The 19,552-nt window shown below is 44.7% G+C and carries 8 protein-coding genes and 2 rRNA genes (1 of these 10 only partly in view); 3 read left to right on the top strand and 7 right to left on the bottom strand.

Features of this window, described 5'->3' with window-relative positions; translation table 11 throughout:
- The first annotated feature begins 47 nt into the window (after positions 1 to 47).
- Both DS891_RS09910 and DS891_RS09905 read left to right on the top strand, forming a co-directional pair.
- Positions 48 to 596: an ECF-type sigma factor gene (locus DS891_RS09910; protein WP_174169712.1), complete on the top strand. Its 549-nt coding sequence runs from the start codon at positions 48 to 50 to the stop codon at positions 594 to 596.
- Positions 597 to 614: 18 nt separating this feature from the next.
- Complete coding sequence (locus DS891_RS09905) at positions 615 to 2,993, top strand: serine/threonine-protein kinase (protein ID WP_174169711.1); 2,379 nt, start codon at positions 615 to 617, stop codon at positions 2,991 to 2,993.
- Positions 2,994 to 3,549: 556 nt separating this feature from the next.
- On the opposite strand, the gene DS891_RS09900 is transcribed toward DS891_RS09905, so the two are convergent.
- From DS891_RS09900 to DS891_RS24370, 5 genes are all read right to left on the bottom strand, one after another.
- Positions 3,550 to 4,065 carry a DUF1566 domain-containing protein gene (locus DS891_RS09900; RefSeq protein ID WP_174169710.1) on the bottom strand — a complete coding sequence of 172 codons (516 nt, stop codon included), beginning with the start codon at positions 4,063 to 4,065 and terminating at the stop codon, positions 3,550 to 3,552.
- An 80-nt stretch (positions 4,066 to 4,145) separates the two neighbouring features.
- A complete protein-coding gene (locus DS891_RS09895) occupies positions 4,146 to 5,780 on the bottom strand; it encodes an RNA-directed DNA polymerase (RefSeq protein WP_254605824.1) in 1,635 nt (544 codons plus the stop codon).
- Positions 5,671 to 5,910 (bottom strand): DUF1566 domain-containing protein, encoded by a 240-nt coding sequence (locus tag DS891_RS24825; protein ID WP_217448627.1) that lies wholly within the window; start codon positions 5,908 to 5,910, stop codon positions 5,671 to 5,673. The genes DS891_RS09895 and DS891_RS24825 overlap by 110 nt, the downstream gene beginning before the upstream one ends.
- A 15-nt stretch (positions 5,911 to 5,925) precedes the next feature.
- The gene (locus DS891_RS09885; RefSeq protein WP_174169707.1) at positions 5,926 to 6,297 is read right to left on the bottom strand and encodes a four helix bundle protein; all 372 of its coding nucleotides are present in this window, start codon (positions 6,295 to 6,297) and stop codon (positions 5,926 to 5,928) included.
- A gap of 142 nt (positions 6,298 to 6,439) precedes the next feature.
- Positions 6,440 to 14,623: a DUF1566 domain-containing protein gene (locus tag DS891_RS24370; protein ID WP_217448626.1), complete on the bottom strand. Its 8,184-nt coding sequence runs from the start codon at positions 14,621 to 14,623 to the stop codon at positions 6,440 to 6,442.
- Positions 14,624 to 14,879: 256 nt separating this feature from the next.
- Here DS891_RS24370 and purU point away from each other — a divergent pair, with 256 nt between their 5' ends.
- Positions 14,880 to 15,710: a formyltetrahydrofolate deformylase gene (purU, locus tag DS891_RS09870; RefSeq protein WP_174169706.1), complete on the top strand. Its 831-nt coding sequence runs from the start codon at positions 14,880 to 14,882 to the stop codon at positions 15,708 to 15,710.
- A 925-nt stretch (positions 15,711 to 16,635) separates the two neighbouring features.
- On the opposite strand, the gene rrf is transcribed toward purU, so the two are convergent.
- Positions 16,636 to 16,749, bottom strand: a 5S ribosomal RNA gene (rrf, locus tag DS891_RS09865).
- 239 nt (positions 16,750 to 16,988) lie between these two features.
- Positions 16,989 to 19,552, bottom strand: a 23S ribosomal RNA gene (locus DS891_RS09860); it runs 272 nt beyond the window's last position.

The following is a 19,552-nucleotide window of genomic DNA, read 5'->3' as shown; positions in this document are numbered from 1 at the left end:
CTATTTGTTGCTAGGATAATAAAGTAATAACAAGATAGGGAATGCGTATGGATATCATTGCACTACTGGCCGACTGGCAAAGAGGCTGCAAAGAAAGTGAAAAAAAGCTTAAAGTCTTAGTTTATAACCACTTAAAAACCGTGTGTAGTTTGCACCTTGAAGCACATAAGAAACAAGTGGACGCGACATTCATCCTGAGCCATTTACCTAATACTACCTGCCTTTTGCACCAATCCTTAATGGAATTGATCCCTCCAAGCTATGGCATTGAGCATAAGACACACTTTAATCGCTACTTAAGCCTTTTTGTACGTAATATGCTACGAGATGAAATTCGCAAATTAAAAGCACAAAAGAGAACACCACCTACTTATTGGATTGAAGAAGCCACAGAGGCACCTCCTGATCAATATCTAGCACTAGATAGTGCCCTTTCACTACTTGCGAAACAACACCCAACAAAAGCAGATATTTTTTCACAGCATTATTTTTTGGGCCTCGAGCCTGAGCAATTGGCTCAACAACTTAATATTTCAACAGCGACTATTTATAGAGAGCTCAAAGCCGCAAAAGCCTTTATCAGGGTAAATGCGTAAAATAATAAAGGAAGCCCTATGACTTTTAATGATGCGCTCAGCGTATTTGATCACTTACTTGACAATTATTCTCAAAACCTGACCGCGGGTTTAAATAGCATACCCGAATTGTCGCCACAACTGAGAGATGAAGTAACGGCATTAATCTCAGCACATGAACAAAATGTGCAGCAAACTTTGTTTAGCAATATCATTGCGGCTCAAGTAGATACTTTAGATACCGATAAAGATTTGCTTTCACTCACCGGTGAACAGATCCAACACTTTAAACTCAAAACGCTACTGGGCTCGGGCGGTATGGGGGTGGTGTATCTTGCTGAGCGCTGCGACGGCCAACTAGAACAACAAGTCGCCATTAAAATTATTGCGCCATCAATCACTTTGTTAACCTCAAAAGAACTCGCGTTTAAAGAAGCGCAATATTTGGCCCGCTTAAACCACCCCAATATTGCTAAGGTTTACGACGTTGGCACAACAGAAAGTGGCCTAATTTACCTAATCATGGAATATATAGAGGGCGAACCTTTACAGCAGTTTTGTGCCACGCGAACTGATGACGACATACTCAAGCTGCTGATTAAAATATGTGATGCAGTAAGCTACTCTCACCAAAACCGAATTATTCATGGTGATTTAAAGCCCGAGAATGTGCTTGTCGATAAACTCGGCGAGCCAAAACTGGTGGACTTTGGCGTAGCTCATACGCTAAGCGAGCAAAGTAACGCAACCTATTCAGCATATATCAATGGGCTAAGTAGAGACTACGCCAGCCCAGAGCAGCTTGCTGGAGAGCCATTAACCACGCAAAGTGATGTGTATAGCTTGGGTAAGGTGCTTGAGCGTAGTCTTGCAACAGAATGTGAAGAACTAAAAAGTATCATTGCCCACGCCTGTGATATAAAAAGTCAGCGCTATACCAATGTCATGGCTTTAGCGCAAGACATAGAGCGATACTGTAATATTGAACCCATCAGTTTAAAGAGCAGTCATATCTATCGCGGTAACAAGTTTATTCGCCGCAACCCTGTAACGTCGATGCTCGGTGTTAGCTTTATTATCTCTTTAGTTGCTTTCAGTACAGCGTTATGGCAACAAAATAGCGCGCTTGAAAAAGAACAGAAGCTGGCTAATCATGCTTTAGAATTTATGTTCGATACCTTTAATCAAAGCAATCCAGAAGTTAACCTTGGGAAACCTATTCTCGCTAAAGACTTACTCATAAAACAGCAAAAAAAGACCATTTTAGAATTTAGTGATAATCCGACTATTCAATATCGACTAAACAAAAAAATTGGCGACTCATTAACGGCATTAGGTGAGTATGAGAGTGCCAACGTTGCATACCAGCAAGCTCTTTCTATTAGTACTAACCAGCAAAAGTCCGATTTTTGGTTAATCAGTGAAATTGCTGAGAACAGTATTCAGCTCAGTCAGTTCAGCGAAGCTGATGAGTTACTGAGCAGTAAACCCAAAAGCGAGTCGGCGTTGGCTCGCTATTATTTATTAAAAGGCCGCATCCAAGTCGGTTTGGAAAACTATAAATCTGCTGATACCCTTTATAACAGAGCATTAAACTATGTTCTCGATCATAAGCAAAAAACCGAAATACTCGCTGATCAAGCGATCAACCTGCTGAACCTCTCACGCTACCAAGACTCAATAAAACTGCGAATGCAAGTTTTAAAAATATTAACCACACACTACCCAGAAGACTTGAGCAGCATCGCTAATGCTCAACATGAAGTTTCAATTGCCTTGCACAATATTGGTAAATATCAAGAGTCTCTAGAATATGCATTGCCAGCGCTCAACCAAAGCATTGAAATATATAGCAAGAAACACCCTATCATTGCGGAACAAATGAGTAACATTGCAAATACTTATTCGGAGCTTAAGCAAACTCAAAAAGCAATTGATATGCTCACCGAGGCAAAAGATGTACTTCAGCAATTCTATGTCGAGCCGCATACCGATGTTGGTTTTGCTCACACTTACCTTGGCAATGCACAACTGGACTTAAAACAACATGATGCAGCCCAAGCTAACTTCCAACAGGCACTCGCTATCCACAAACAGCTCCAGCATAGCGATGCACACTTAGAAGTAGGCGCATTAAATGGATTAGCCCTTGTGTATCGAAATACTCAGCAATATGAAAAAGCGAAAAGTGCATTTATAGATCTGCTTGAGTTAATCAATCAAGAGTATGGTCAAGAACACCCAAGAAGAGGGCTTGTGTTAGTGAATAGTATACCTGTATACCAAGCACTGGGAAATAAAGAACAAGCTATAGCTAACGGGAGAGAAGCGATAAACATCTTTACCAAACAATATGGTCAGGACAGCCATTTAATTGAAATCGTCCAAAAGCGTTTAGATGAGGTGCAAAGCCTTTAGCGTATAAAATACAGCCCTTACACCCAATGTAAGGGCAATAGAAAGCGTAAATTGAACATAGGCATATAGCCGCTTTATATTCAATCAGAGTTTTCTTTTCGCTAGATTTTAGCCTCACAGAAATTATTGAACATTTATTTACCATACTTATTTAAGTGACATTTCGCCCGAGCCCACAAATCCTCCTTAGCATGCTAAAAATAAAGTGCAGTAGCACTGTAAATTTGGTCACCTGATTAGAGGTAATAAAATCACCATAACGGATTAGTTGCAATCATGACAAAAAGAACTCGTCCAACTAATTCTCCTGAATTTCGACTCGAAGTTGCTCAACAAGTCTTCGATGAACAACCCCCCTGTTCGAGAGGCTCTAACTAAGTTGTGGTATACCAGTCACATTTTAAACTAACATGCCAAGTTAAGTACTGAATATATAGCGGATTATCCGATTACACAGAGCCGTGCAGGGATGCCCCCTTGCAACGATAACATGGATGTTATTGAGCTGTGCCGGCTCTAGAGACTCATAGCATATTTCAAAACGCCAAAAGCTAAGTCACTGTCCGGCTCTAACCAATCGAACGTGCCTGTTGTAGTTCTTACTGTTGCCGCCGTCGTAGCCATTACTGAAACTGACGAGCCACGCGCTGCTACCGTAGTAGGCATAGGGCGAGCTCGACCAATAACCGCTACTAGGAGTGTTAGGAAATACAGTTTGATTTATTGCTGGATCATAACACGCGGTTTCTACAATTGAGTTGAGCTCTTTAATATTAGGCAAATACCAGTCGCTAAAACCCGCATAGTTGCTTTCATCAGCACTAGCCAAAGCCTGTGCCCAAGTGTAAGTAGATGCACTGCCTGTGCAAGTGCTGCCATCCCAGGTTTGCCCTAAGCTGCAGCGCATCCACATAAGCCCAGTTTGAGTATCGGTTACCGTGCCGTTTTCGTTAAGGGCAAAACGGCTATTTGGGGTTGAAGGGGTTATATTATCCTTGCATTCCCCGTAAGCTACATTAAAAGCTCCCCCAAACACCAGTAGTGTAAGTAAAAATGTTGTTGATGTTTTCATAGGTTATTTCCTCATTATTTAATAATGTGTTAACCGAAGACGCGGCTTTATTCCGCGCGCTGCTCTATCTCAAATCGCGCCTAAGGTGGGGTTGGGTGTGCTGATGTATAATCGCGCCAACCGTTTTGTGGGAACGACATTAACCGCGCCGCGCGACGTTTATTTTTTATACGGGCATACCCGTTTTCGGTAATGAGTACATAAGGTACCCCCTGCTTTTGCATTTGTTGACGCAGCATATTGAGTTTGTGCATCGGCACGCTATACGTTTGGTAATTACGTTGCTGCCTTGGAGGGTTAACATGTACGCGATTGCCGCACTGCATTAACAAACAACATTGCGGGAAATACTGCGCAAAAAAACCTTGCTGCCCTTTATATCGCAATGGCGTTTGCGGCTCGTATAAAGGGTAAATTTGTTGCCAGTCTGATGAAAAGCAAAATAATAGTTTAAGCCAACTGTACCGTTTAACTAATGCCCCACATAGTCGGTAGCTATTAGCGTGTTTAAAGTGCCCCCAATAACTGGCAAGGGTCGCTCTTAGCTTTTTTACATTGTCTGGGTGTAAATCCAACAAAACACCTTGGTTTTGCGGTTTAACAATACACCGCTCGAACCACTGCATTTTTTCGTGAAAGTTACCCAGTACACGCTTTCTTACCAATGTATAATGAGGGCGCACTATGTAGCCCAAAAAGTCTGCGCCGTTATCAATAGGCGCTAAGGTAAATTGGGGTTTAAGATGTAACTTTAAGCGCTGCTGCAAGAACTCAGCAATTTGCAAATGCCACTCTCGAAGCTGCTGTTTATTTGAATGGCACAAGACAAAGTCATCGACATAGCGAACGTAATGTTTGCATTTCAGCTGGTGCTTAACGAATTGGTCAAGGTCGTTTAAATACAGGTTTGCCAATAGTTGACTGGTTAAATTACCAATAGGCAGCCCTTGCCCAACAGGAACACTTTCTAACCTTTTATGCTTAGGAATGCGGTTAAATTCGGCGGCACTCCCCAAACGAATACAGCTTTCGCCTGCTACCGAATGGTTAATACTTTGGTGCACAACTTGCTGTGTTAACCACAATAGTTGCTTAGCTAGCGCTTTGGTTATGTTACCTTTGTTTGCCCACTTGCTAAGCTTTTGTTGTAATTGTGCTATAAGTATGTGCTGATGCACTGAATAGAAAAAGTTGCGTATATCTAGTTGCAAAAAATAACCGCCACTCGAAATACCACTGTATTTTTGCATAAAGCCTTTTAACCGGTTAACGGCAAAGTGGGTCCCCTTGCCTTTGCGGTTTGACGCTACGTCATAAATCAATTCTTTTTCTAATAACGGCTCTAAGTAGTTAAAAAGCAAGTGATGCACTACCCTGTCGGCAAATTGTGCCGCACACACTTCTCGCGCCTTTGGCTTGAGCACGGTAAAGACAACCGGTGGTAAAGGTTGCCAACTCAGGTTTTGCAACTGTTGGCTGGTTAACAACAAATTGTCTAATAATTGTTGCTCATACAAACAAGTGCGCACCTTGTTGCGCTTACGTTTGCGGCACTGGCGATACGCTGTATCAACCGCGCGCAAATCAAAATAAGGTGCAGCTGACTCACTTTCCGGCTCTAACCAATCGAACGTGTTTGTTGTTGTTCTTATTGTTGTTGTTGTCGTTGCCATTATTGAAATTGACGTTCCACGCGTTGTTATTGTTGTTGGCATTGGGCGAGCTCGACCAAGCCACAATTAACCTCGCTACTTGAGTTGGTTGAGTGTATCCACCTAGGTAACACCCAATTACGTTGTAATACTGGCACCATAAATTACGGGATAACCAGTGAGCGAGGCGCACAGTGAGTGGGGACGCTTACCTCCCTTTATTGAGAGGCAATTCAGCCCGTGTTTGTTTTAACCAACCGCCAGCTTGCTTACCCAAGCCGACAACTAACTCTACCACCGATTGAAACTGGCTAAATGATTTAAACGCATGAAGCTCTTTTGCCAACTGAACCTGACATTTAAGATCATCTATTAACTCTGAAAGTTGCTGTACAAGCTTGATTTTACTGCTCCTGCGAGTAACAGCCCGATGAATACACTGGCAAATGCGCATTGCTTTTTGCCGCAATTCACTCCCCAAGGTGTATTTGTGATAACGAGGAAAGTGCAACACAGCCTGTTCAATGGTAACTAGCAACAAATTTGCCTTGCGCCAAATGGGTAATTGTTTGTAGTCCATTGCTCACTTTACCTCGCTAAACCAAAAGCCAATTACTGAGCCGTGCAGGGATGCACCATTGCCGCGATAACATGGATGTTATTGAGCGGCGCCGGCTCCAGCTACATAGCTTATAGCTCATTTCACTTAATCCAAAAGCCAATTACTGTCCGGCTCTAACCAATCGAACGTGTCTGGCGTTGCTCTTAACGTAGCTGTAGTCGAGGCCATGCATGAAACCGACGAACCACGCGTTGCTACTGTAGTAGGCATTGGGCGAGCTCGACCAATAGTAGCTACTTCGCGTTTGAGGGAAGTAGCCGGTATCTATTGCTGGATTGGTAGTGCTGTAATCTACAATTGAGCGCAGCTCTTCTTTGCTGGGCAGTCGCCAGTCGCTGGTGCCACATAGACCTTGGGTATTCACCCGTTCAACATAGGCATGGGTGTTACAGTAGGAGGCTTCATTATTGGCATCATAGCCATAACAAATATCGCCATCGTCATCTTGATATCCGGGGTGACCACCATTGGTGGTGCTGTCTGGGTTATACCAGTTATAGTGGTCGTCTTTATCATGCAAACCGCCGTCGTCGGTTTTCACTTCCCAGATTAACCCTGTGTGGTTATCTTTTACACACGACCACTGGCTTGCCGATTCAGGTAGCGGGTTACCATTAGCATCAAGCTTAGTAAAGTCAAAGCCTCCTTTACCGCCACCGACTTTTTGCAACTGCCCGTTAGCGACCAGCGCATCACGACCGTGCTCGGCATCTTGGCCTTTATAGCCTGAAACCGGGCAGTCTAGGTTGTTGGTGCTACCATCGGCGCACCAGGTAATACCCGTGTCGTTGAGTTTGCCGGTGCCACCGAATGGCGGAGCGGTATTGTGATATTTTAAGTCGGCAATATGGGTAACACTGGCCAAGTAAGTCAGGGTGACTTGAGCAAATGGATTGCCACGTAAATCCGCCTTGCTCAGGGCTAAATTACCATCCAGATTAATAGTCGTAATCGTGTTATTGCTCAAATTTACACTGACTAGACCGGTTATGTGGTTAAGCTCAGCCACCGAGCTAATACCACGGCCGCTGCAATTCAGCGCAGTTAAATCGGCAAGGCGAGTGACTTGCTGGCTATTTACGTGCTCGCGTACACACTGAGCAAAGTGGATGTCAGCAAACTCGACGCCAAGTACCCAACTTTCTGACTCTGCAACATCTAGCCATAAGCTCCCCGCTCCGTGCAAATACACACCGCCGGAGGTTTGCTTTGCATAGACAAAAAGCTTGCCCGCTTTGTTCGGGGTGCAGTCTAGCTTAACTTGATCACTGCTTATATAGAATAACGGACCACAGGTCGCATCATGTACCGCCGCAGCCATGCTGGTTGGCAAGTTGCGACCGTTAATAATTAGCGTAAATTGCTCACCCAATTTGGGCGGGTAGTTGACTACGATGTTGTTCACTCGCCCAGTTACGCCACTGCGGTTAAAATCAATAAAGTCGGAGGGGTCGAGCAAGCCTTCATCGTTTTTCATCCGGTTAAATGCCGTGACAATTTGCGCAGCTGTCATGCTTACATGCTTTTTACCGTCGTGACTGTAATAACCTATACCATTGTCATTGGGATAAATATCAGTGTCCGGTGCAATGCTGCGCAGCTCAAAGTGCAGGTGCGGTGAAACCGCTGTCATGCCTGTGGCTATTCGTGCGATGGTATCACCCCGGTTTACCGTATCGCCAACTTGCAAATGAAAGTCAGCTGTACTAGCACTTAACGTGCCTGTGACTTCGGCGTGTGCGGTTACATGGGTATACACACTGTGGACTTGCTCCCCGTCCGCCAGCGTGTGTTCAATCACCATGGTATAACCACCCGTTTGATAACCACTTTGGTAGGTAGATTGCAAATGCGTGATGACTCCATTGGCGATCGCAAACACTACTTCTCCGGCATCATCAGCGCCAGCGCCGTTATTCCAGTCCTCACCGGGGTGAACGCCACCAAATAGGGTTCCGCCATAATTGCCTAAAAATGACCCCACATCTTGCGCGTTATACCACTGAGTCGTCGCCAAGTTGAGACGAGTATGATTGTCAGTCACTAAGTTTTGGCTATAACTGTGGTTTAATTCATCCGCTATATGCTCGCTAAATGGGATTGGGTTACCGCTTTGGTCTAAACCTCTGTTGCCGATGGGATAATCAAAGCCGTCAACACCATCACCCAACGTTGTTAGCGTCAGTGGAGTATATTCAAAGATTTCAGGCGTTACGTCGCCATCCGCTAGCACTTGACGCACTACCATTTCACCCGAACTAAGCTGTGCCTGCAAATTTAGCGTGAAGCTGGTATTGCTTGGCCAACTTGCAGGAATGGTAAACGACAAGCTTGACCCATCAGCAGACAAGGTTGCTTGCGGCAATGCCAAAGTGCTTTGTTCAGGCCAGCTAAAGGTGAGTTGCGCAACCTGTTGATTGCCATACAAGGTAATAAAGTCAGCCAACAGATTGGTGATCGTTTGACTTGGTTGAATACTTAGGGGTGAAATTTGTTGCTGCCACTGCGCAGTTTTAGTCGTTGGGTCATAGCCTGTATAATCTGCTGGTAATGTCAGTGTTTTGATAAATTCGGCTAAGTTGGAATAACCGTCTTCATCAAAGTCTTCATTTGGCCCCATACCGTTATCAGGCTCTGCGCTATAAGGGTCAAAACCATATAATACTTCCCACGCGTCTGCCATTCCATCACCATCACTATCAAAAGCAAAACGGCTATGCTGTGGAAAACTATCCCATTCATCGGCAACACCATCACCATCTGAATCTTGAGGTGGATTGAGCTCATTCGTAATTTCTACACGACTGATTTCAGAGTTATTTAAGTCAACACGAAGATAAGGCTGACCCGCAAATTGGTTATATGCAACTGGCTGAGCTTTAGCGCTATTTATTAGTGTGTGATTTTCTGGCCTGCGCTTTTTAAACCAAGTAACAAAGTCACCATCAACGCTATTTAAGTAGCTTGCAAACACCGAGTCGTACAAATATACGCTTATTGCGCGATAGCCATCGGGCAAACTATGTAGCTTGATGAGATCCTCAGAAGCTCCGTTTACGTTCACCGCAGGGTGCTGCAGGTAAATTATCTCATTCGTTTGTTGATGCTTAGCCAAAATGACTGGGTAATAGGCTTGGTTATCAATACGATAGTCGGTTGTTAGTGTATCGCCACCAAAGTAGTTATATGGACTGCTGCTTCGATCTAGCCTAACCCCCAAATACTGCGCGTTATTTGGTTCACTGTAATACAGCGTAGATTGGTTAATAAAGGTTTGTTGATGGGACAAGTGGCTGTCATCATGTTTGCTGTAATCTGGCACCACAAACACATTGACCCCGGTTTGCCATGTCGCATCTCCAAGCTTCATATTTGAGCTTACATAGCGCACACCTGGACTTGAGAATGTCGCCACCTCCGCAAAATCGGCTTTTTTGGCCGCTTTAGTAAAACTTAAAAAGGCTAGGTTGTCAGTGTCGACTTGCAGCGCTGCTTCTTGTTGCTGATTTACTAGCTCCAACGTACTTACATACTGCTTTAAAATCGGATTAGTGAGCTCGGATGCTTTTGCCCGAATGATCACGTCTTTACATTTACGGCTTAGTAGTCCGGTTTTGTTCAAGTCGCAGTCGTATTCAGCCGCATCAACTTGTACTTGTACATAATTGTTATTTAGCGCATTAGCTTCGCTGCGCTCAAGGATGAAATCATCAAGTGCTTCTTGCCAATATTGGTTTTTATATGGGTGGACAAACCAATCAAACTCAAGCTTGCGATGCTCGGCTTTCATGCCCTTAATAAACGTCTGAAATGCTTCAAATTGATGAGGTGCAATGTAGGCATCAAACTCGTAACTTAATTTTGCCCCCGTTAACGCTAAAATTGCACTGCTCTTATTGTTATTATTGATTGGAGTTGCGGCAAGATAATTGATATTACTCCCGAATACCCCTTTACCATCTGGCCAGCTATGGTCATCGTGCTGTGCCTCGCTATTATTAATAACACTATTGTGCAGCGCATTTGAGCTATCGAGCAAATAAACGGCGCTGTTATCTCTGGTGTCCTCAACAGCCACAACATACGGCAATATTTCTACCGGTGGAGCAACCGCTGCAAAGCAGACTTTTTCAGCGTTATCATCACATGCTTTAGTTGTGTATTTAAGCAAATCGGGCTTCATCGCAAGATCTGCGGCAAAGACACCAAGATCTGCGCCAGATAAAATTAGTTGAGCATACTTCTGGAAACCCATACTTTTAATAATGGTGGGGACTAAATTGCTTGAAATCTTATTTGCCGTGCTCTCTAGTAGCGCCGTCACTACCGCTTTGAGTATTTCATCCTTGTTATGGAGTGTTGCAGATGCCAAGCTCTTGAGTGTTGCGACCGCGCCCTTTCCGATAGAGTCAACATCAGTGAGTGTTTCTAAAAAGGCCTTCCTGAATTTAGGATCAGTCAATAATTTAGCAAAGTGCCCCTTGATTTTTACTGCGCTTAAATTCACAACCGCTTTGATATCAGCTGCTGATAATCCAGCCGTCGCGAGCTGCTTTTCAAGTACAATCACTTCCTCGGAGGAAGCTTTACGAAAGCCATACAAGGCTAAACGGTATGCCACTGCTTTTGTGGGAAGCCTGATACCACCGATATCCACATACCCATCGATACTTTCAAACTCCAACAAGCCATAAAACACCGCCATTTGAATTGCGGTTTTGCTATGTCGAGTCACCTTGTAGTTATTACGTTTTTTAATTTTGTTCTTCATTTCAGCGAACAAGGCTTTTAAGTCAACCTGCTCAAACTGGTTGTCATCATTCGCGCCTGTGTCTATCACCTCTTGCAGTATATCTAAACCCAGCTGTATGTTATTTAGCGCTTTGGTTGCGCCTAGATACAATGCAGTATTTGAATCTGGACCTTTTAATTGGGTTTCAAATGCTTCAAATAACAATTGGTAAGAGGCTATTACCCCCTCTGATAGCGTAATAACCGGTTCATAGGTCTTTTTAAACTCTGTCGCTTTCTTCGCCACGGCTTTAATCTTCTCGGTGAGTTGGTTATTAACAACGGCCGGCATGCCAAAAATAATTTTAAATACGAAAGAAACGCCACGTGCCGTATTAAAAACACCGGGTTTGGAAATTAAACGATTTGGGTGTGATTTATATAACGAATACTCTTTACCCACTTCAACCGTAACTGGTGACGACTCAGCCGTCACTCGCAGCAACTCTTTGGGTGTGATCATTTGTGAGTGACTGAGCTCTTGCCAAAAGGAATTTGTAAGCAGTGTCTCGCTATCTGCCCAGCCATACCAAACCGCCAAGCGTGAATTGATTACAGTTTCATCGCAAGATTTGTTTTCGAACGTTAACGGGTCAATCAGTACGCTTGAAATCAATGGCTTAGGCTTTAAATCCGGTTGACATTGCTGCGCGGCTTGTAGCGCTCTAGCGTGCTGTGGTTTGGCACTATGGATAGCAGAAGACGACTCACTCATTTGGTATGAGCTGGTTGCAGCGCTAGAAATAACATTGAGTTGTGGATAAGCTAACTCAGGCAGTACCAAAACGGCTTGCTCTAGCAATGCGGTATAGTCATCCATAGAGACAAAATCACCAGAGCTAACCATGCTTTGATAAAGTGTGATGGCTTGGCTGAATGTTGAGCTGACAAGTAGTTTTTCCGCAATTTCTGTTTTTTCAATTTCAGGTAAAAACAGCCAAGTCGGATTAAGCAAAAAAACACTGGTTAATGAGTGTGTTTCAGCATTGAGTTGTCCGCGCCAACGACCTACATTAAAACCAAGATAAATAATGTCTGTTGTGACCTCTTGGCTTTGTGCATCCACAGATGAAGTTTGTAATACATAGTCTGACAAATAACCTGAAGTACTACCTTGTTGCTCACTTGTTTGCTGTGTTGCAACAGAAAAGACCTGCGCAGTTTCGCCTTCATCCAAGCTCGGGGGCTCCCCCACTTCAATGGTAACGGTTTCGATTTGCCTTACTTTGCCAAGCGGAAATAGTTGTTTTACAGCGTCGCTATCTAGATAGCTGTCGAGCGCATCTCCTGCTGAGGTAGTGATGACATTCAATAAACTAGACTCAGTAACCCAGCTGGCAAACTTCACCCTATCCATTTCGTTTGTCGTTTGACTTATAAACGGATCCGCGGTGACACCCAACACTTCATTAATGAGCTGAGTGCTGTATTGTGCTTGATTCGTAGAAAATGCTTGTGCGATATAGGCTTTTAATAATGTAAAGGGAGTGATCACACAATTACTTACTTCACAACTGGTTACAAAGACTTGTTCATCCAGTTTTATATATATTTGTTGTAAAGTTGAATTAGCACGCTTTTCTAACCGAGTACCGTTAGCTATCAGTTCACGCCAACTTTCACCATCACTAGAAAGTGACACGCCATAACCATCCAGCGCGGAACTGGTTACATCAAAACTTCCTAAACTGAAATTCACACTGATTTGACAAGCTGACGTAATTATTCCTGTGGTATAGGTATTGCCAGTTAACACACCACCACAGCCAGATACGCTAGCGATTGCAAAGCCATCGTCAGGCGTAACGGTAAAGCTTGCAGTGTCACCATAGCTGACCGATTGAGTACTGGGTGAAATACTCCCGCCTGCGCTTGCTGTTGCCGTAACAGTAAGCAAACCTTGGGTAAAGTTCGCACTGATTTGGCAAATTGAGGTAATACGACCAGTCGTGTAAACATTGCCAACAAGTGTTCCGTTACACCCAGATACTTCAGCGATGCTAAATCCAACATCAGGTGTTACAGTAAAGCGGGTAGTATCACCATAATTAATAATTTGTGTACTAGGTGAAATACCACCGCCTTCACCAGCACTCGCATCCACAGTAAAAGTTTGTTGACTAAAGCTAGCGTTGATTTGGCAAGCAGACGTTATCACGCCAGTGGTGTAGGTGTTGTCAGTAAGCGTGCCGTTGCATCCTGTTACTCCACTTATTTCATAGCCTTCATCTGCCACAAGAGTAAAAGTGGCGCTATCACCATAGCTTAYCGTTTGTGTRCTRGGTGAAATACCACCGCCYTCACCTGCACTAGCATCTACATTGAAAGTGTGCGGACTAAAGCTAGCGCTGACTTGGCAAGCAGAAGTAACCATACCGGTAGTGTATGTGTTGCCCGTCAGAGTACCACTACATCCTGTAACATCACTTATCCCAAAGCCCTCATCAGGCGAAAGCGTGAAAATCGTTGAGTCGCCATAGCTAACAGTTTGTGTGTTAGGTGAAATACTACCACCTTCATAAGCAATGCCTTGTACTATTATTTTTTGTAATTCTGCTATACCCCCGGGATCTTTAATTATCCCATTGGCAACTCCATCACTATCACCATAACCACCATCTTGGAGATGTAAAACAATACTACGCTTATCAGCAGCAAGCTGGGCGAATTCAGTAGGCATAAAATACCACGTTTCCCCATCGCTCTTAATGTAACGAGATTGCTCTGAAACTGCACTTGGGTAAGTTAGTTCAACTAAGACATCTGCACCCGGAGTTGTTGCAATATCTATCGCAAGTAACTGGAATGGCAGTACAATATCGTTACTCATCGCTGGCAAGTTTGGTTCATCTTTTGAGATAATTCCTTGGCTGCTTGTAGCAATAACTCCAGCATTATCTAGAACCTTAACTTGAAGTTGCTGACCGCTTTTTTCATCAGTAAACGTTCGTTTTGGTGTTAAGGTTTTGAGTGATATTTCGCAACTTTCTACAAGTTTAGCTACTTGATAATACTCTCCGACTAATTGACCTTGACAGCCAGTTATACTCTCTACTTTATGACTAGCATCCAATATCAGTTGAGCAGAAAGACTATCACCGTAAAAGTAGTCAGGTTTATCCAGCGTCAAACTTGCACCTTCTGGAAAATTTGTTTTTATAGATAACTTTAAAGGCTTGAATGAAACGTCAATACTGCAACTGTCATTCACATTATTGACATGATAATTAAGCTTCTCCTTGTCCAAAAGACCGTGACACCCCGTAGCATCGGCAAGGTAATACCCTTCGTCAGGCCGCAGCTCAAAGGTGGCAGAGGAACCCGCTTCTATATTTAGACTCTCAGGAACTATCGACCCAGCCCCAGTATAAGTTGTGACCACTTTATAACTTGTTTTAGTGTTTTGTTCATTTTTTTCTGAATTAGCGTCATTGCATGCAGATAAAAAACCACAAAGTAGTAATATATAGAGGCAGAATGTAAAAGTTCTCATCTAATATCCCTGAGGTAGTAAAAGCAACAAAAGTTGCAAACGAATTCACGATTAGTCACCACAGTAATACCAACCTTAAAAAGGTTGATCACGTATTTTGAAGTGAACTTTCTCAACACTTAGTGCTTTTTTAAGACGTGATATTTTAGTTGTCGTGGTCAAATAAAATTGACCAACGTTTTTTGTTGGTAAGCATTTATCTCACTGCCAATTAGCAGTATTCTGAAAGCTCGCTTGGACGAATTGGAATGAGGAAATGAGTTACATACTAACGACAGAGTGCAAAGATGACATAGGACTGATCGCGAAGATCACGAGCCTTTGCCATGAGCACGACCTAAACATCACGCGTAATAACGAATTTGTAGATAAAGAAGGACAGCGCTTCTTTATGCGTACAGAGATTACAGGCACACCCAGTGATAACTTTCTGACACAACTTCGTCAGTCATTACCAACTGGCGCCAAATTAAACCTATACGGACAAGAACGAACAAAAGTGGTGCTGCTTGCGACGAAGGAAGCGCACTGCTTAGGCGGCGTGTTGCTTAAACAATATGAACAAGCATTCAATATTGAAGTACAAGCAGTTATCGCAAACTATGATACGTTGGAACCCCTTGTTAAAGGCTTTAGTATTCCTTTTCATCTGGTATCACATGAAGGGTTGAGTAGAGCTGAACACGACAGTGCAATGGCCGACTTAATCGAACAATATGATCCTGATATTGTTGGCTTGGCAAAGTATATGCGGATCTTAACACCGGAATTTGTCTCACGCTTTGACGGGAAAATTATCAATATTCACCACTCATTCTTGCCTGCCTTTATCGGTGCAAAACCTTACCATCAGGCATTTGAGCGTGGCGTGAAAATTATTGGCGCTACCGCTCACTTTGTTAATGATGAATTAGATGAAGGGCCTATTATTGCCCAAAATGTCACGCAAGTTAGTCATGCTCAAAATGCCGAGGAGATGGCAAAAATCGGTAGAGACATTGAAAAAACAGTATTTTGTAACGCGTTACAATTAGCCTGCGAGCATAAGCTTTTCATTAACGGCAATAAAACCGTCGTCTTTTCATAATCAAGTCCAAAAACGCAGTTTAGCAACTCAGGAAATGAACGCATGGATGCGTGCACTCCCACAATGCTGTGTATTCGGTGGTAGGAGCGAGTTTACCTCGCGAGATTTTCTATACCCCAAACAACAAAAAACCCATCGCATTGCTACAACGGGTTTTGATGTACATGGTTTTTTGCCGGAACTTCATTACAACCCATCGGCGGGTGAACCACCTCCTACCATGTTGCACTGTGCCTATACTGTGATAGGAGCGAGTTTACCTCGCGAGATTTTCTATACCCCAAACAGCAAAAAAACCCGTCGTATTGTTAAAACGGGTTTTGATGTACATGGGTGTTCCACATTACTTTTGAGCCGAAACTTTCATTGTAAGCCATCGGCGGGTAAACCACCTCCCACCATGTTGCACTGTGCCTATACTATGGTAGGAGCGAGTTTACCTCGCGAGGTTTTTCGGAATTTCATTGCAACCCCTCGGCGGGTAAACCGCCTCTTAGCATGTTGCACTGTGCTGATATTGTGGTGGGAGCGAGTTTACCTCGCGAGATTTTCAAATCACACATAGCAAAAAACCCGTCGCATTGCTGCAACGGGTTTTGATGTACATGGGTGTTCGAATGTCGATGAAGTTCATGGATGAACGCTTTTCATCAACCTCTTATTTGGCCCTGGATCGCTACGAAGTAGGATGTTCTCATTTTTTAAATAGAGAGTCACATGGGTGATCCACACTATCATTGACCGGGGCCGACCCTTCGGCTGTTTTGTTTCACTTCTGAGTTTGGGTGACGAGAAACCGAAGCACCGCTTCGCAGTTCGAGGAAGTGAGCACAAGGACGCGAGAAGGGGAGATGCTACATGGAAGTACTTTACCCCAAACAGMAAAAAACCCGTCGCATTGCTGCAACGGGTTTCTCTTATTTGGCCCTGGCGATGTTCTACTTTCACATGGGTAATCCACACTATCATCGACGCTGTTTTGTTTCACTTCTGAGTTCGGCATGGGGTCAGGTGGGTCCAAAACGCTATAGTCACCAGGAAAACTGGGTGCAAATGTCTAATGACATCGTGCCTCGCACGAGCATTCCATTTGCGCAAGGTGAACCRATTTCGCGATACCGCTTAGGTTGGTCACCTTGTTTAATTCTTAAATCCGGAAAAGCTATTAAATTCTTTTGTCTACTTTAGTCTATTAACTTCTGTTAGCTAAGGCCTCCATGGATGGAGGTCATGCTAGGAATTGTCTGGAACAATTCTAGTAAACCACTTTGGCGTTGTATGGTTAAGCCTCTCGGGTAATTAGTACGAGTTAGCTTAATGCCTCACAGCACTTCCACATCTCGCCTATCAACGTTGTCTAAGTCAAAGTGAGAACTCATCTCGAGGCCTGCTTCCCGCTTAGATGCTTTCAGCGGTTATCAGTTCCGAACGTAGCTACCGGGCAATGCAATTGGCATCACAACCCGAACACCAGCGGTTCGTCCACTCCGGTCCTCTCGTACTAGGAGCAGCCCCTCTCAATTCTCAAACGCCCACGGCAGATAGGGACCGAACTGTCTCACGACGTTCTAAACCCAGCTCGCGTACCACTTTAAATGGCGAACAGCCATACCCTTGGGACCGACTTCAGCCCCAGGATGTGATGAGCCGACATCGAGGTGCCAAACACCGCCGTCGATATGAACTCTTGGGCGGTATCAGCCTGTTATCCCCGGAGTACCTTTTATCCGTTGAGCGATGGCCCTTCCATTCAGAACCACCGGATCACTATGACCTACTTTCGTACCTGCTCGACGTGTCTGTCTCGCAGTTAAGCTTGCTTCTACCATTACACTAACCGTACGATGTCCGACCGTACTTAGCAAACCTTCGTGCTCCTCCGTTACTCTTTGGGAGGAGACCGCCCCAGTCAAACTACCCACCAGGCACTGTCCTCAACCCCGATTCAGGGGCCTAAGTTAGAACATCAACACTACAAGGGTGGTATTTCAAGGTCGGCTCCACAGAAACTAGCGTYYCTGCTTCAAAGCCTCCCACCTATCCTACACATGTAGGGTCAATGTTCAGTGCCAAGCTGTAGTAAAGGTTCACGGGGTCTTTCCGTCTAGCCGCGGGTACACAGCATCTTCACTGCGATTTCAATTTCACTGAGTCTCGGGTGGAGACAGCGTGGCCATGGTTACACCATTCGTGCAGGTCGGAACTTACCCGACAAGGAATTTCGCTACCTTAGGACCGTTATAGTTACGGCCGCCGTTTACCGGGGCTTCGATCAAGAGCTTCGCCTAAGCTAACCCCATCAATTAACCTTCCGGCACCGGGCAGGTGTCACACCGTATACGTCATCTTACGATTTTGCACAGTGCTGTGTTTTTAATAAACAGTCCCAGCCACCTGGTCACTGCGGCTCTCGTTTGCTTACAGAGCAAGTCYTTCACAAACAAGAGCGTACCTTCTCCCGAAGTTACGGTACAATTTTGCCTAGTTCCTTCACCCRAGTTCTCTCAAGCGCCTTAGTATTCTCTACCTGACCACCTGTGTCGGTTTAGGGTACGATTCAGTATGAACTGAAGCTTAGAGGCTTTTCCTGGAAGTAGGGCATCAACAACTTCACCACCTTAGTGGCTCGTCTCGACTCTCAGCCTTGGCAACCCGGATTTTCCTAAGTCACCAGCCTACAGCCTTTCACATGGACAACCAACGCCATGCTTGCCTAGCCTGCTCCGTCCCCCCATCGCATTCATACCGAGTACGGGAATATTAACCCGTTTCCCATCGACTACGCTCTTCAGCCTCGCCTTAGGGGTCGACTCACCCTACCCTGATTAACATGGGATAGGAACCCTTGGTCTTCCGGCGGAGGAGTTTTTCACTCCTCTTGTCGTTACTCATGTCAGCATTCGCACTTCTGATATGTCCAGCATGCCTCCCGGCACACCTTCAGCCACTTACAGAACGCTCCCCTACCCCGCTACCCCGAAACTATCTCTTGCCAACTCAACGTGTTGGTCGCTTGACCGTTGGGCACTTCGTGCGTCAACGTTAATCTTAAAATAGTTTGGGTGGTATATTCGCAGCCGTAGCTTCGGTGGTATGTTTAGCCCCGTTACATCTTCCGCGCAGGCCGACTCGACTAGTGAGCTATTACGCTTTCTTTAAAGGGTGGCTGCTTCTAAGCCAACCTCCTAGCTGTTTTAGCCTTCCCACATCGTTTCCCACTTAACATACACTTTGGGACCTTAGCTGACGGTCTGGGTTGTTTCCCTCTCCACGACGGACGTTAGCACCCGCCGTGTGTCTCCCGGATATTACTTTACGGTACCCCCGTAAGTATTCGTCCGAGGCTCTACCTAAATAGATTTCGGGGAGAACCAGCTATCTCCCGGTTTGATTAGCCTTTCACTCCTAGCCACAGGTCATCCCCTAACTTTTCAACGTTAGTGGGTTCGGTCCTCCAGTTGATGTTACTCAACCTTCAACCTGCCCATGGCTAGATCACCGGGTTTCGGGTCTATACCCTGCAACTTAAGCGCCCAGTTAAGACTCGCTTTCGCTACGGCTCCCCTAAATGGTTAACCTCGCTACAGAATATAAGTCGCTGACCCATTATACAAAAGGTACGCAGTCACCCAACAAGTAGGCTCCTACTGCTTGTACGTACACGGTTTCAGGTTCTATTTCACTCCCCTCACAGGGGTTCTTTTCGCCTTTCCCTCACGGTACTGGTTCACTATCGGTCAGTTGGGAGTATTTAGCCTTGGAGGATGGTCCCCCCATATTCAGTCAAAGTTTCACGTGCTCCGACCTACTCGATTTCACTTTAGATAAGTTTTTGTGTACGG

Origin of the sequence: Pseudoalteromonas sp. JC28 (assembly GCF_013319255.1) — a bacterium.
Taxonomy (GTDB): domain Bacteria; phylum Pseudomonadota; class Gammaproteobacteria; order Enterobacterales; family Alteromonadaceae; genus Pseudoalteromonas.
The sequence above is the reverse complement of the archived record's forward strand: the minus strand, read 5'-3'. Positions and strand labels throughout refer to the sequence as shown.